Source organism: Labrys neptuniae (genome assembly GCF_040797145.1).
Taxonomy (GTDB): Bacteria; Pseudomonadota; Alphaproteobacteria; order Rhizobiales; family Labraceae; genus Labrys; species Labrys neptuniae.
The window spans coordinates 41,875-55,863 of the sequence record NZ_JBFNQD010000011.1 but is presented as its reverse complement, the minus strand read 5'-3'; the positions used below and the strand labels follow the sequence as shown (position 1 = coordinate 55,863).

Here is a 13,989-nt window from a genome sequence, read left to right as displayed (position 1 = left end):
ATTGACATGTTACGGCACGGATTGCGTGCGTTCGTCGCACTTTCTGCGTTGATACTGGCCCAGCCGGTCTGGGCGGACGACGCCAAGCCCCTGGCAGGGCAAAGCATCTCGGTCCTGCTGCCTTCCGGTCAGCGGCCTGGATTGGCGGAGGATTTCGAGAAGGAGACCGGCATTCACGTCGATCTCCAGTCGCTGTCCTGGAACGACATCCGAGCCAAGCTCGTCACGTCCCTGCTCGCAGGCAGCGCGCCGGCCGACGTCACCGAGGTGGACTGGTCGTGGACCGGCCAGTTCGGCGCGGCCGGCTGGTATACCCCCCTCGATGGCCTGCTCGACGAGGCCACGGTCAAGGACATCGCGACCAGCCCGATCTTCCGTTATGACGGCAAGCTGATCGCCCTGCCCTACAACAATGATTTCCGCGTTCTCATCGTCAACAAGGAGCACTTCGACAAGGCCGGCATCACGGCCATGCCCAAGACGCTCGACGAATTGCTGGCTGCCGCGCGGACCCTCAAGGAAAAGGGTGTTTCCAAATACCCGATCGGCATTCCCCTGTCCCCCGCGGAGGGCACCTCGACCGCCTGGTATCTCCTCACCAAGGCCTTTGGCGGCGAACTCTTCGACAAGGACTTCAAGCCCTTGTTCACCGACCCGTCATCGGCGGGCCACAAGGCCCTCGCCTTCGAGATCGATGCCCTCAAGCAGGGCCTGGTCGATCCCGCCGCACCCGGCCTCATCGACATGGACGTCCATCAGCTCTTCATGGATGGTCAGGTCAGCATGGAGATCTGCGGCGAGGTCGGCCGGCTCGCCCTCTTCAACGACGCCAGCAAATCCAAGGTTGCCGGCAAGGCCGTGGCTGCCCTCTTCCCGACCGCAAGCGGCGTGACACGCAGCCTGGGCCTGCCCGAGGCCATGGGCATTCCCGTCACGTCCCAGAAAAAAGAGCCGGCGCTGGCCTTTGTCAAATGGATGAGCGCCAAGGAGCAACAGCTCAAGAATTATACGGAAGCCGGCACGCTGGCGACACGCACTTCGGCGCTCGAAGACCTGAACAAGGCCGGCAAGCTCGAAAGCGGCAAGGTCCTGATCGAGCAGGCCTCAACGGCCGGCGGCCTATTCCCGCAGGGAACGCCGATCTGGTATCCCCAGTTCAGCTCCGCCGTGTATACGGCCATCAACCAGGCTGCCAAGGGCCAGCTGAGCGTCGATGATGCGCTCAAGCAGATCGCGGATGAAACCGAGCGAGCCATGCAGCAATGAGCGTGACGGCTCTGACCCGGGCCAGCGCGGAGCGGAACAGCGGTGCCAGGAACGACGCCTGGCTCGGGCTGGTGCTCGCCGCTCCGATCGTCGCGACGATGATCGGGCTGGTGATCTGGCCAGTCATCGCCACCATGTGGCAGAGCCTGCATCGGGTCGATCCGATGCAGGCGGGCACCCCCTTCGTCGGCCTGTCCAACTACACGGCCCTGTTCACCGACAAGAACGCCCTGACGGCCTGGGCCAATACGCTCTTCTACGTCGTCCTTGCGGTCACTCTGGAGACCGTCGGCGGCGTGGCTGCGGCCGTGCTGCTCAACAGGCTGACGATCGGCCGGCGCTGGCTCCTGGCAATCGTGATCCTACCCTGGGCCTTGCCGGGCGTGGTCAACGCCATCGTCTGGCAGTGGATCTACAATCCCAGCCATGGCCTGCTCAACGGCCTCCTCACGGCCATCGGCTTTGATTTCGACCGGCATGTCTGGTTCAACGATCGCAGCTCGGCCCTGATCCTCGTCACGGTCGTGCATGTCTGGCGGACCATGCCGCTGACGGTCGTGATCGTATTGGCGGCCCTGCAATCGATCCCCAAGGATATCTACGAGGCCGCCCGGATCGACGGCGCCAATCGCTTCCAGCTCTTTCGCATGATGACGCTGCCTCTCATTCGCAGCGGCCTGGCGATCGCCCTGGCGCAATCGACGGTCACGGCCTTCAACCTGTTCGACGAAGTGTGGATCCTGGCCGGCTCCAGCCTCGATACCCGCTCCATCTTGGTCCAGGTCTATCTGGAGGCTTTCCAGAACCTGCGCTTTTCGCGGGGCATGGCGCTGTCGGTGCTGGTCATGTTCATTTCACTGGCGGTTTCGCTCGTCTTCGTTTCACGCGTCTATCGCGAAACCAGGCTCGATTGACCCATGCGCGCCCTCCTCTCCCGTTTCGGTCTCATGCTAGCCTGTGCCGTGCTGGTGCTGTGGTCACTGGTACCGGTCTACTGGGCTTTCGCGACAAGCCTGACGCCGACACCCGACCTCACCGCCAGCACGGTGCACTTCTTTCCGCAGACGCTCACCCTGGAGCACTATGCCAAGCTGTTCGGGATTGGCACCACCATGGCCAATGATACCATGGTCTGGCAGCAATTCCGGGCCGCGCTGGTCAACAGTATCGTCACGTCCCTCGGTGCGACCATCCTGTGCGTCGCCCTGGCGGCGGCGGGAGGCTATGCCTTCGTGCGCCTGAACTTCCCGGGGCGCACGGTGATCTTCATCCTCGTGGTCGCCACCTTTGCGATACCGGGATACACGGTGCTGATCCCGCTTTATCGGATCATGACGACACTGCGCCTGGTCGATACCTATCTGGGCGTCACGCTGATCTATGTCTCGGCCTTCCTGCCGCTGTCGCTATGGCTGATGCGCAGCGTCTATCAGTCCCTGCCCCTTTCCATCGAGGAGGCAGCCCAGATCGATGGGGCGAGCCGGCTCTACATCCTGGCCAGGATCGTGCTGCCGATGGCGGCTCCCGGGCTGGTCGCCGCCGCCATCATCACCTTCCTGGGCGCCTGGGGCCAGTTCATGGTGCCCCTGATCTTCTCGCCCACCATGGCAACCAAGCCGCTCACCATCCTCGTCCCCGAATTCGCGACGAAGAACTTCGTCGATTACGGCCTGATCAACGCGGCCGGCTCGGTCGCGATCATCGTGCCGACGCTGATCGTCATCTTCCTCAACCGGTACCTGGTCAGCGGCCTCGTCGCCGGCGCGGTCAAGTGACCGACCACCGAACCTATCCAACCCAGTGAGTATAGTCATGAACGTCACCGAGCGTGTCATCTTCGAACAATTCCCGTTCTGGCAGCAGGGCCTTGGGGCAGCGCTCCCCGCGATCGATGCGCCGATCACCGTCATCATCGGTTGCGGCACCTCCTATAACCTTGCCGTCTCGCTTGCCGCCGTCTTCAACGCCCATGGCCGCAGGGCCATCGCCGTGCCGGGCGGCGAATGGCTGAGACGTCCCGAGGCCTATCTGCCCGATCCCGCCGGTGCGCATGTCATCGCACTCTCGCGTAGCGGCGAGACCACCGAAACCGTCGCGGCTGCAGCCGCCAGCCGCGACGCCGGACTGACGGTCACGGCATTGACCTGCGAACGCGAGAGCGCCCTCGCGCGCGAAGCCGATCATCTCGCCTTCACGCCGACCCATGGCGAAGAAGGTATCGTCATGACCAGCTCGGCCTCGCTGATGCTGCTGCTCGGCCTGAGGATGGCAGGCGTGGCGATCCCCTCCGCCGTGACGGAACAGGCCGAAAGCCTGGCGAAAGCCCTGGACGAGCGATTGGCAGGACACCTCGCCGGCCGCAGCCATTTCGTCTATCTCGGCGGCGGCGCGCAGTACGGGGTCTGCCTGGAAGCCTCGCTCAAGCTTCAGGAAATGAGCCAGAGCTATACCCAGGCCTTCCATCCGCTCGAATACCGGCATGGTCCGGTCAGCCTGCTCGACGAACAGACGCTCGTGGTCATGCTCTACGATCCGCGCACCGCCCAGGAGGAGGCCCAGCTCGTGGCGGAGCTGCGCGAGAAGGGCGCCCTCGTGGTCGGTCTGGGCGGGCCGGGCGACATCTCCCTCGATCTCGATGTCGCCGACGAATTGCGCGGCCTGGTCTGCCTGCCCGCGCTTCAGCTCCTGGGCGAGCGTGTCGCCCAACGCCGCAATGTCGATACGGTGGCACCCCGGCATCTGACCAAGGTGGTCAAGCTGGCGTGAAGGACCGCGCTTTCGCCAAGTTTCCTGGCCGGTGCGCAGCCCCTCTGCAGGGGCTGACTTCACTATGCCCGGCCCGTTCGATTCTTGCCGACGGAAACACGGGTTACAGGTATGGCCCAATTTCCATTCGCGGCGATACTCAGATCACCTCAAAGAAGTGCGTTCCGTCGCGGTCGAGCTGCGCGACAAGGCCGTATTCCCATTCGAGATAATCCTCCATCGCCTGGCGCGATGCGTCGGTTCCTTCATAGGGGCGGCGGTAGCGGTCAATGCGGATGGATGCGAGACGTTCTTCGCCTTTGGTTACGGGGAGTCCATCTGCGATCCAGGCGCCCGTGCCGCCTTCCAGGACAAACACCTTTGAGGCCGTCAAGGTCGCGACTTCCTTAGCCGCAAAGGCGGCGAGAGCGCCCGAACCGCATGTGACGACAATGCGCTCGGCAGGCCCGACGGCCTGAAGCGCCGGAGCGATCTGCGAGCGCAAGGCCCACCAGGCCCCTGGAACGTGGCCTTTGACGTAATTTGCCGAACTGGTCACGTCGATGACAGCGGTGTCTCCATCCTCGAGCCAGTCTCGCAGGTCTTGCGGGGAAACAAGCGGTACTTGGGGAATCGGAACGGCATCGAAACGGATATCTTCAAGCTGACGGCGCTCCTTGTCTTCCACCGGATCGACGACAAGGACTTCCCACCCCATCTGCGATAGCCAGGATGCGGTCATATCGGCGCGGGTGCCGTCGTCGTCGGCCAGCAGGATAAGCGCGCCTCGGACCGGCACCGCGTGGTCGGTCTCCTGGACGAGCTGTCCTCCCGGAACATTGACAAATCCGGGCAAGTGGCCGCTGCGATATTCCTCGGGATCGCGAACATCGATGCGATAGATCGAACGCCCGGGCTGGACTATCGCGTCGGCCGCGGCCAGTGAAATACGCCGGACACCAGCACGCTCGGCCACCTGGCGAGCATCGATTTGGGCAGCTTGCCGGGCCTGGCGCGTTGTCTGGGACGATCGCTGTGTTGCGCCATGGTCGAGCGCAAACCCGGCCAGGGTCCAGCCAATCGTGCCATTCCGCAATCCAGCGACCGGGTTGGGAATGCCCGCATTGATCAAGGACTGCGTGCCGATAATCGAGCGTGTCCGGCCGGCGCAGTTGACGATGACCGTGATTTTCGGATCGGGAGCCAAGTCGCGCACCCGGAGCACCAACTCGGCACCCGGGACCGATATGCCGGTGGGAATACTCATGGTGTTGAACTCATCGAACCGGCGCGCATCGAGGATGACAGGCGGCGTTTCGGAGCCGATCAGGCGTCGCACCTCCTCGGCAGGCAACAAGGGGGTATGACGGCGTGCTTCGACGAACTCGCCGAAGGATTTGGAAGGCACGTTGACGTCGATGAACAGTTCATAGCCCGCTTGCGTCCAGGCGGCCAGCCCCCCGTCGAGCAGGTGAACGTTTCCATACCCCCAGGAAGCGAGCTTTTGCGCCGCCAGGGGTGCCAGATCGCGATAATCGTCTCTGCCATAGAGCACGATCAGGACATCACGCCTCGGTATGCGCCTGGGAACGTCGAGTTCCAGCCTGCCGACGGGGAAGTTCGCTGCCCAAAGAGGGTGCCCCTTGGCAAAGGCATCCTCCTCCCTCAGGTCGGCAAGCAGGATTTCCCGCCTTGCCAGCAGTTCGGCACGCACCTGCGCCGGCGAAAATGCAGGAAAGATCGGGGTGGTGACGTCGGGCGAAGCAATCTGCTGGTTCATGGCAAACATGTTGGAGCGCGAGGAGACTGATGGCACGTTCAAAAGAACGCCCCGGTTGGTGGCAGGCGTCCACTCAACAGGTTCTGGCCGAGGAGCCGTTCCTTGTAGAGCCTGGGATTGTGCGAGGCGATGACCTTGATATTGCGCCAATGCCGATCCAATCCGCTGTTTTGGGACACGACCGAGCCGGAGCCGAGATCGATGAGCCAGTTTGCGATCTGTGGCGCGAGATCGTCGATCACCACCTTGGCCTCGGCAGCCGAAAGCGATGCGGCAAGGACACGTTCATACTCCGCTTCGGTTCCATAGGCATCCCAAGCCGTCTGTAGCGCGGCGATCGCACGCTCGATCGTTGCCTCCACCGCAGCGGCATAGGCGCGGATCCGCCCGAGCTGGGCCTGCAGCACCGGTTCGTCGGCAGGGCGTTCGGCTTCGCCATGATAGAAGTTGCGTCCGCGCGCCCGCAGCACGTCGACCGCATCCAGTGCGATCCTGCGCACCACGCCGGCGATACAGTTGGTGAGATAGACCTGATGGAAGGTGAAGCGCCATGGCGCTGCCCCCTCGCGTGCCGGCGGATCCAGCGGATAGACCTGATGGGATGGGATGGTGACGGCGTTGAACTCGGCCGTGCCGGACCCCGTCAGTCTTTGACCGAATCCAGCCCAGTCGTCCTCATTTTCGACGCCATCACCGCGATCAAGCACATATTGGACCGTTGCATTTTCGCGGTTTTCGACGGCAAGCCCGACAAAGGCGTCGTTATAAAGATTGCCGGTCGCATAGACCTTCCGCCCGGACCCGCGATAGGCCTGCCTGGCCTCGTCCCATTCTATCCGTGACAAAACCCTCGTCGGCGTTGCGCCGGCGGCAATTGCGTCACTGTCGGCAAAGCTCAAGCCGATTGTCTTTCCGGCTGCGGTCAAAGCCAGGACATGCGCGTGAAACGGGTGCTGGGGTCGACGCAGGGCTGCCTCGACCTGCCAAAGATGGTTGCGAAACGCATGGGCAATGTTGGAATCGGCAGCAGCCAGGTCGCGTGCAACGGAAAACAGCTGCGACAGCGAAGCACCCGCGCCGCCGGCTTGCTTCGACAGGCGCAGGGACCCGAAGCCGAGTGCTTTCAGCTCGGCGATCTCCTCCCGAGGAAGACGACGGCTGATTTCGCGCTCGACAGCCGTGCGAGCGATATGCTCGAGCGCTGCAGACAGGCCGAACGATGCTGCGATGGGCGAGACCAGCCGGAGGCTCCCCCCTGCCGATGTGCTGAGGTCAGACATCTGGAAGCATTCCTTCAACGCTCAGACCGCGGCCGCCAGCCTGCCCTGTGCCCCGGCATCGAAGCGCGGCAGGCCAAGATTGTCGCGCAGGGTGAGCCCCTCATAGGCCGTGCGGAAGCGCCCGAGCTTCTGCAGGATCGGAATGACCTCATCGGCAATCAGGTCAAGGCCATCAGGTTGCACGTCGATGTTCAAATTGAAGCCGTCGGCGCCTTTGGTATCGACCCAGTGCAACATGTCCTGGACGAAGCCCTCGGGCGTACCCACAAAGACGCGGTGCCCGCCAGTGATGTTCGAGAAGAGAAGCTCGCGAATGTTCCAGCCGTGCAGCCGGGCCTCCTTGAGCATTTCCGCGCGGTGCCAACGCGAGGCGATCGGCACGAGAGACACATTTGCCTCGCTTTGTTCGAACGGTATCGGTGCGTCGAGATCTTCGAGAAGCGCTTCATCGACCGCGAGGTGGCGTGCCAGTTCCGCACGTAAGGCGACAGAATCGAGGAGATCATCGAGGTCGCGCTTGTGACGCCCGGCCTCTTCCTCCGTCGAAGCCAGGATCGGAAACAGGCCGGGCATGACGAGCAGATGTTCCGGATTGCGGCCAAAGCGTTTTGCCAATGTCTTGACCTCGGAATAGAAGGCGCGTGCGCCTTCGACGATGCGCTGCCCGGTGAAGAGCGCATCCGCGTAGCGCGCACCGAAGGCTCGGCTGTCGGAGGATTGGCCGGCCTGGAAGATCACGGGCCTGCCCTGCGGCGTCTCCGGCACGGAGGATGCGCCACGCGCGGAAAAATGCTCTCCCTTGAAATCGAGGGAGCGCAGCCGCGAGGGATCGAGATAGACCGTCGACTTCGGATCGGCGACGAGGGCTTCCTCGGGCAGGCTATCCCAAAAGGCCGTGACGATTTGCACGAACTCTTCGGCCCGCTTGTATCGTTCCGCCTGATCCCAGCCCTTTTCAACGCCATAAGCGTTGAGGGCAGGCGGATTTTGCGACGTGATGATGTTCCAGGCCGCGCGGCCGCGGCTCACATGGTCAATGGAGGCGATCTGCCGGGCGATCGTGTAGGGATGGCCGAACAGGGACGTCGTGGTACAGACGAGGCCGACATGCTCGGTATGTGCTGCCAGATTGGCGACCAGGATGGCCGGATCGAGCGCGCGCCAGGGGCGTGTATGGGATTCACTCACCAGTCCTCCCGGGTTGTCGGCCAGGAAAATGGCGTCGATCAGGCCGCGTTCGGCTGATTTGGCGATCGCCACAAAATGATCGATGTCGGTCGACAGGTGGCGCTTGTCGTCGAACGTCTTCCAGGCCGCGTCGTGGCGGCCCGAGGCGAGCACGTTCACGCCGAGGCGAACATGGTGTCGTGACATGGACGAGGCCCCCTATACCTGAACGCTGTAATCGGCGACCTTGAGATGCGATTTGATGATCTTGCGATCCGCCAGCCAATCGGCAGCCCGTTGGAATCGCGCCGTGAACTCGGCATCCTTTGGTTCGTAGAAGGTGTTGACGCGCTTCAGGCTGGCGAGATAATCGCGCACCTGGTCGGCATATTTGCCTTCCGCCTGGGCGATCCGCTCGGATTCGACCGTATTATGTGTCTGCCACTCGCCTTCCTTGTAGTAGGCGTCCAGTACCGCCCGCACGAGTTCGGAGTTCTCCTGCGAAAACTTGCGTGTCGATACCAGCGAACTGTAGTCGATCAGGAAATCGAGATCCTTGCCCTCGTTGAAGATGTCTTTGGCATCGTTCTCGAAACGGGAAATATCGACGCCGGGTGACCACATGGACCAGCCATCGACCTTTCCTTGCGCAAAGGCGGGAGCTGCATCGGGCGGATTGAGATAGATGAATTCGACCTTGCTCGGGTCGATGCCGTTCTTTTCCAGGGCAGCGACGACCAGAAATTCACCGAGACCGGCCTTGTTGACGGCGACCTTTTTGCCGACGAGATCAGAAACCGAGTTGATTCCACTGCTCTTTTTCACGATCAACGCGGTCGAGCGCGGCGCGTAGACGTTAAAACCATTGAAGACGAGCGGCGAGCCCGCCAGCATGGCGGCCAGTGCCGGTGTCGTCGAGCCCCAGAAGCCGAAGTCCGCGCTGCCGCCGACCACCGCCTGCAGCGAGGGCGCGTGGTTGGGAAAAGGGCCGACCCATTCGACCTTGATGCCCTTCTCGGCGAGGTCCTTGTCAAGGACGCCGCGCTGTTTTGCGATCAGGGGAATGCCGCCCCGCCCCCAGCCCAGACGCACGATGTCGGTGTTGCGCGTCGGTTTTTTCGGCTCGTCCGCGAATGCCGGGCTCAGCCGCGATACGGCGGCACCGGCCAGCAACAGGCCACCTGCCTGCAGGAGAGAGCGGCGGCTCGGATTGGAGTTCGTCACAGTCTTATCCCAGGTCTAGAGGTTGAAAGAACGGTCAGTGCGCCGTCACGCCCAATTCCTCGAGCAATTGCCGCCGCAACTCGCCTTGCCCGTGGTCGGCCGGTCGGTAGGAAGCAGCGATCTGCCCGGCGCGCATGACGAGAATGCGGTCGGCAAGCACGATGGCTTCGTCCACGTCATGGGTTACGATCAGCACGCCGGGGCGATGCCGGGCCACGAGTTCGCGGACGAGCGCATGCATTTTGATGCGTGTCAGTGCGTCGAGCGCCGCAAAAGGCTCATCGAGCAGGAGCAGCTTCGGCTCACGGACCAGAGCCCGGGCAAGCGCAACTCGTTGCGCCTGGCCACCGGATAGATTGCGCGGCCAATCATCTTCGCGGCCAGCCAAGCCCACTTCCGCCAGCGCCCGCGTCGCTCCCGCGCGGCCTACGCTGTTCTCATGACCCAGGGCGACGTTGGCCCAGACCGGTGCCCACGGCAGCAGCCTATGTTCCTGAAAGACCACAGCAGGCCGGCCCGGGGCGTCGATCTGCCCATCGTCCGGTGCGTCCAGCCCGGCAAGTGCGCGCAACAATGTCGTCTTGCCGCATCCACTCTCTCCCAGCAACGCAACGAATTCTCCTTCGTGGATGTCGAGATCCAGTGCTTCGATGACGACACGCGAGCCATATCGCCGTTCCAGGCCGGAGACGGAAACGGCAAGCGGGGCTTGCTCGAATGGGGCACGACTTGCCCACTTCTCCTGGGTGATCGGCCTGGCGAGGTCCACCAGCTGGTTCATCACCTTGCTCCCTTTGCAAAATTCGGGTGCCACCCGAGCAGCTTGGTCTCGAGCAAGCGCGCAAGGGCATCGGCCGCCACGCCGATGATGGCGTAGATGATGATGGTCAGGAGAATGACGTCGGTTTGGAGAAATTCGCGCGCATCCATTGCCAGGAAGCCAATGCCCTTGGTGGTTGCCAACGTCTCGGCCACGACCAGGGCCAGCCAGGCATGGGCCAGCGCATAGCGCACGCCGGTCAGGATGGAGGGCATGGCACCGGGAAGCACGATGCGTCGAACGATCGCCGGCCACTCCATTCCCGTGACCTTGGCCAGTTCCATGAGCTTGGGATCGATCTGTCGGATGCCCAGCACCGTGTTGATGTAGATGGGAAACAGAACGGCCAGGGAAACCAGGAAGATCTTGCCGCTTTCATCGACACCGAACCAGACGATGACGAGAGGCAGAATTGCCAGGAAGGGCACGGCGCGGACCATCTGGATCGAGCGGTCGAGCAGAGCATGCGCCAGCGGCGAAAATCCCACCGCGACGCCGAGCGCAAACCCGACGCCTCCCCCAATCACAAAGCCCGCGGCAGCACGCAGCAGGGAGGCTCCGAGATGAAGAAACAATTCCCCCGTCCTCGCGAGCTCCCAGGCTGTCTCGGCAACGCGGCTAGGGGCGGGCATGACCTGCTGAGCGATCAGGCCGAGCCGGGAGGCACTTTCCCAGGCACACAGCACCAGGAGCGGCGCCAGCCATGACAAGGCGGTGTAGAGGGTCCTTCTGCTCAATACGGCGTTGGCCCGCATCGAAAACGGCTGCGAAAACGAACCGACTTGCGCCATCATTTCTCTCGATCAACCCAAAAGACTCTATAATCTATATATTGAGTAGATTTTAGGATGGCAATCTTTTCTCGCCTGATCTCGCCGCCCCGCTTTGGGCAGTCCCTGACATCCGCATCATTTGTCGCGAAGCGGGTGACCTTCCTGGCGAAGCCCCCAATCGCGTCGCCTCAGCAAAGGTCGGCCGCTGATATCGACCAACAGCCTATCTGTTCAGCCAGGTTCCAAACTAAAAGGCAAAACGCCACCAAGCGGCAGGACTTCGATGGCGAGTGATTTATGACAGATTTGGTTGTGAGGCCCCCGCAACCACCGATACCAGCACTCGATAGAAGTATTTGTTGAACAGGGGCAATATATGATCTTGCGTTGATTATCGGTCCTGGCCGGTCATAACCAGCCGATATATCGATGCTGTTCGCATGCCTTTCGAATGCCGGTTTCGACCAGACGAAGCCGATGGCGCGGCAACAGCAACCAAAGTCGCAGCAATTGTCAGGCCGGGTGATGCCAGGGCAACACGCGGCCTGCGCTGTTTCGCTGAATGCCAGCAACAACCCTGAACGGCTGTTCGGCTATATCAGGGCATCGTGCTTCGTTTCATATGTCCTGTCTTGCATCTCCCAAGCATTGGTCCTGCAGTTCCCAACGTCGGTATGAGGGTTCGTCCGTCGGCGCGATCTCGGTGGCCAGCAGGACATAACAGCCGGGGCAGAAGACCTGGCGCAGGCCGATAGGCCGGTCGGTGAAATGCGAAGGCTCGGCGCGCACGCCGGGGCCTGCAGCCTGGGAAGGTCGCTCGCGGCGGATAGCGTTGGCGAAAGGATCGCCGGCGCTCGTTCCCAGGGGGTGGTCGCAATGGCTGCAGACGATGCTGCCGTCGGTGTGCAGGCGGGCGTTGTCGTCGATCTTCATGGCTCCTCACTCCGCTGCCTGGTTGGGGACGGGCTCGCCGACGCGTTCGCAGCGCAGCTGCGTGCGGCGCCGGCGCGTTGCCAGGTCATCCGCGCTGCCATCAGTGTTCAGCAGCACGCCATAGATGTCGTTGGCCGCCTGGGCGGATACCTTGCGGGCCTCGACGTCGCGGGCGACCAGGACCGGATCGCGCAGCAGCGGATCGCCATAGCCCCCGCCGCCCTGCCAATGGGTATAGTAGACGTCCTGCGCGCCCAGATGCGTCTCCAGGTGGGCCTCCAGAACATCGGCGCTGCCGCCGGCCTCCTCCAGGGTCGCCGGAATGCGGCCGGCCGCGAAGAGCTCGGCAACGCGAGCATTGCGCTTGAGCACGTCATACTGGGTGCCGGCGGGATAGCCCCCGCTGCTGCCGGTTGCCTGCGGCAGCGCCTTGCCGGTGGCCGAGACCACCAGATGCACGCCGCCGATCGGGGAATCGTGCGGTATGAAGCAGCTTGATCCGCCCATGCCGCCGCGGAAACGTCCCGGCCCGCCGGAATCCGTCTCCTCCCGCCGCCATAGATAGAGCATGGGGAAGCTGAACTCGTTGATCTCGACGTCGGCGACGCGCCCCATCGGGATGCAGTTGAGGCCACCGGTGTCGACCCCGTCCTGATCGACACGCGCGCCGAGGCCGCCGGCCATGGAATCGCAGATCATGGTCACGAAGGGATTGCCGCGCTGGTCGAGCCCGGCCAGGACGGCAAGGTCCCAGGTGCCGCAGCATACGCACATCAGCGATTTGCGGTGCTCGGGATGCACGTCGAGCATGCCGGCGACGCATTCGGAGACCACGTTCTGCGTGGCCCACGCCGAAGCCACCGAAGCCTTGCCGATGCCGGCCGGAAAGTTGCAATTGTTGATGGTGCCGGGCTCGCTGACGATTTGGAGGCAGCGATAGAGGCCACCCGGCGACCAGGGAATGTCGCCGCACAGCATGGTCAGCACGATCGGCATGATGCCGCCGCGCAGGCCGGCAAAGGTACAGTTGGCGAAGCCTTCGGTTTCCTTGTCCGTGCCGGTGAAGTCGAAGGTCAGCCTGTCGCCTTGCTTCGTCATGGTGAGCAGGATCTTGTAGAGATTGCGGTCGCTGTGGCGGAAGGAATCCTGATGGGCGACGCCACTCCAGGTGCCGTCCGGCAGCGCCCGCAGCTTGGCGCGCAAGCGCGCCTCGGCATCGTTCATCATGCGCTTCATTACCGCCTTGACGGTAAGCGCACCATATTTGGCGATCAGGGCAGCGAGGCGCTCCTGAGCGATGTTATTGGCGCCGATCTTGGCCCGCAGATCGAGGGCGATCAGGCGCGGCACCCGGGAACGGCGCAGATACATGTCCTCGATGTCGGCGCGGATGCTGCCGGCCTCGACGATCTTCACCGGCGGGATCGGCGTCGATTCCCAGAAGACGTCGCGCCCTTCCACCGACCAGCTTCCAGGCGAGACGCCGCCGAGATCGACCTGATGGCAGACGACGGCCGTCCAGGCAAAAACCTCGCCATCATGGACGAGCGGCGCGAAGACGGTGACATCGTTCTGGTGCAGCCCGCCGCCGACCCAGGGATCGTTGCATAGGAACATGTCGCCGGCCTGGAAGCCGGGTTGCCGGGAGCGGTTCTCCAGCGTCCATTTGACGGCCATGTCGACAGAAGCGGCCAACTGGGTGTTGTAGAGGCCGACGACGACGGAATCGCCGCATTCGTCGAGAATGGTCGCGCCGAAATCGTTGCAGTCCGTCACCACCACGGAGCCCGACATGCGCTTGAGGCCATCGCCCATTTCCTCGGCAATGGCGGCGAGGCGGTGGCGGATGACCTCATAGGTCAGGGGATCGACGGCCTCGATGTCCTTGTCCGTCACCTGGTGCAGCCTGGCCCCGGATGCCAGCTTTCTGGTCTCGTCGGGTGCCTTCGGCTGATAGGCGAAGCGCTCCGACCCTGCGATTTGAATGAGCGGCATGGTTTT

Annotated in this window: 12 protein-coding genes; 4 read left to right on the top strand and 8 right to left on the bottom strand. The window is 63.0% G+C overall.

Translation table 11 applies throughout. The features are described from left to right. The first annotated feature begins 6 nt into the window (after positions 1-6). From ABXS05_RS25455 to ABXS05_RS25440, 4 genes are read left to right on the top strand one after another with little or no spacing between them, the layout of a single operon-like run. Complete coding sequence (locus ABXS05_RS25455) at positions 7-1,266, top strand: ABC transporter substrate-binding protein (protein ID WP_367625784.1); 1,260 nt, start codon at positions 7-9, stop codon at positions 1,264-1,266. Then, positions 1,263-2,180 (top strand): carbohydrate ABC transporter permease, encoded by a 918-nt coding sequence (locus ABXS05_RS25450; protein ID WP_311939704.1) that lies wholly within the window; start codon positions 1,263-1,265, stop codon positions 2,178-2,180. Before ABXS05_RS25455 ends, ABXS05_RS25450 begins: the two co-directional genes overlap by 4 nt. 3 nt (positions 2,181-2,183) lie before the next feature. Further along, positions 2,184-3,041, top strand: a complete 858-nt coding sequence (locus ABXS05_RS25445; RefSeq protein WP_311939706.1) for a carbohydrate ABC transporter permease — start codon at positions 2,184-2,186, stop codon at positions 3,039-3,041. A gap of 37 nt (positions 3,042-3,078) precedes the next feature. Further along, entirely contained in the window at positions 3,079-4,032 is a 954-nt protein-coding gene (locus ABXS05_RS25440) for an SIS domain-containing protein (protein ID WP_311939708.1), read from the top strand. 139 nt (positions 4,033-4,171) lie between these two features. Here the strand turns inward: ABXS05_RS25440 and ABXS05_RS25435 are convergent, their stop codons facing one another. The 8 genes from ABXS05_RS25435 to ABXS05_RS25400 form a co-directional block, all read right to left on the bottom strand. Next, positions 4,172-5,791 (bottom strand): rhodanese-related sulfurtransferase, encoded by a 1,620-nt coding sequence (locus tag ABXS05_RS25435; RefSeq protein ID WP_367625783.1) that lies wholly within the window; start codon positions 5,789-5,791, stop codon positions 4,172-4,174. Positions 5,792-5,829: 38 nt separating this feature from the next. Next, positions 5,830-7,071 (bottom strand): acyl-CoA dehydrogenase family protein, encoded by a 1,242-nt coding sequence (locus ABXS05_RS25430; protein ID WP_367625782.1) that lies wholly within the window; start codon positions 7,069-7,071, stop codon positions 5,830-5,832. Between the two features lie 21 nt (positions 7,072-7,092). After that, positions 7,093-8,445 (bottom strand): NtaA/DmoA family FMN-dependent monooxygenase, encoded by a 1,353-nt coding sequence (locus ABXS05_RS25425; RefSeq protein WP_367625781.1) that lies wholly within the window; start codon positions 8,443-8,445, stop codon positions 7,093-7,095. A gap of 12 nt (positions 8,446-8,457) precedes the next feature. Beyond that, entirely contained in the window at positions 8,458-9,462 is a 1,005-nt protein-coding gene (locus ABXS05_RS25420) for an NrtA/SsuA/CpmA family ABC transporter substrate-binding protein (RefSeq protein ID WP_367625780.1), read from the bottom strand. Between the two features lie 34 nt (positions 9,463-9,496). Continuing rightward, positions 9,497-10,243: an ABC transporter ATP-binding protein gene (locus ABXS05_RS25415; RefSeq protein WP_311939718.1), complete on the bottom strand. Its 747-nt coding sequence runs from the start codon at positions 10,241-10,243 to the stop codon at positions 9,497-9,499. Then, positions 10,243-11,037 (bottom strand): ABC transporter permease subunit, encoded by a 795-nt coding sequence (locus ABXS05_RS25410; RefSeq protein WP_437178698.1) that lies wholly within the window; start codon positions 11,035-11,037, stop codon positions 10,243-10,245. The genes ABXS05_RS25415 and ABXS05_RS25410 overlap by 1 nt, the downstream gene beginning before the upstream one ends. 636 nt (positions 11,038-11,673) lie before the next feature. Beyond that, positions 11,674-11,988: a hypothetical protein gene (locus tag ABXS05_RS25405; RefSeq protein WP_311939722.1), complete on the bottom strand. Its 315-nt coding sequence runs from the start codon at positions 11,986-11,988 to the stop codon at positions 11,674-11,676. Positions 11,989-11,994: 6 nt separating this feature from the next. Next, positions 11,995-13,983, bottom strand: coding sequence for a hydantoinase B/oxoprolinase family protein (locus ABXS05_RS25400; RefSeq protein ID WP_311939724.1), 1,989 nt, complete (start codon positions 13,981-13,983; stop codon positions 11,995-11,997). Positions 13,984-13,989 lie beyond the last annotated feature (6 nt).